The following is a 1,172-nucleotide window of genomic DNA, read 5'->3' on the forward strand; positions in this document are numbered from 1 at the left end:
TGTGGGAGCAACTGTCTTTTTTAGACAGCCGCCCCATGCCGCCATCCGGCCTGATCACGGACCATCGCATTGATGGCCGTGATCAGGCATCGCATGCAGGCAACGATGGCCACCTTGGCTACTTTTCCCCGCGCCCGCAGGGCGCGGTAACGCTCGCCCAGGGCTGTTCCTTTTGCTCTGACGGCGGCCCAGGCGGCCATGTATAACGCGCGCCGGACGATCCATCGGCCGGCGCGTACGCGCCTCGCACCGTCACGGCAACCACTCTGGTCGACGTAAGGCGCCACGCCCACCAGCGCGGCGATCTGCTGTCGTGTCAACCGGCCCAGTTCGGGCAGATAAGCGATCAGGGTCGCTTCTACGACGGGCCCGACACCCGGCACTTCGCGCAGCCGTGAGGCAGGATCGACGGCCTTCGTGGCTTTCGCGATACGCCGGTCGAGCTCACGGATTTGCGTACTGGCCGCCTCGATCATGCCGCGCAGCGCGTGCTGGGCTGCAGCCAGCTGCGTCTGCTTCAGACGTCGACCGTTGTCGTCACGCTGGCTGACCATCTGCAACCGGCACCGCACCAGTTCGGCCAGTTCGCCGCGTTCGGGCGACGGCATCTCGTACGGTTGTGGCGTGATATTCGCCGCCATACGCGCCAGGATCTGGGCGTCGAGGGTGTCACTCTTGGCAAACCGGCCCATGGCTCGCGAGTAAGCCGAGGCGCGATGCGACGCCAGGCGGGTGACGCAATAACCGGCCTGAGCCAGCGCATCGATGATCCCTCGCTCATAGCCGCCCGTCGCTTCGATAGCGATGTGGGGGACCTCCAGGGGCGCCAGCGCGAGCAGTAACGCGCGATGGCCTTCGGCCGTATTGGCGAAGCGTTCGCAGCGCTCACCAGGAAAAAAACCCACGTCCAACATGGATTTACCGGTGTCGATTCCTACATGGATGCTCATGATTTCACTCCGGAGTACGATCGGAAGTGAGAGCACCTCCACCATGCCCCGGCTTGTGATTTCGAGGTACGACTCGGGCAACTGTTCGGGCTATTGGTGGAGGGAGTGCGGCAGCCCCAGCTCCCACACGTGCTCGCAGCACCGCCGCTAGCGGGCTTGCCGCACTCCGCTCTCACCCCGAAGCCTACGCCGACGCAAAGACACAAGCCGCTTCAGCGGCGA

Annotated in this window: 1 protein-coding gene; it reads right to left on the bottom strand. The window is 64.6% G+C overall.

Annotation, left to right across the window (positions count from 1 at the left end):
- Nucleotides 1–20 precede the first annotated feature (20 nt).
- Nucleotides 21–950: an IS110 family transposase gene (locus HB634_RS22755; RefSeq protein ID WP_063570729.1), complete on the bottom strand. Its 930-nt coding sequence runs from the start codon at nucleotides 948–950 to the stop codon at nucleotides 21–23.
- Between the last annotated feature and the right edge of the window lie 222 nt (nucleotides 951–1,172).

This window comes from Luteibacter sp. dw_328, assembly GCF_018449605.1.
Taxonomy (GTDB): domain Bacteria; phylum Pseudomonadota; class Gammaproteobacteria; order Xanthomonadales; family Rhodanobacteraceae; genus Luteibacter.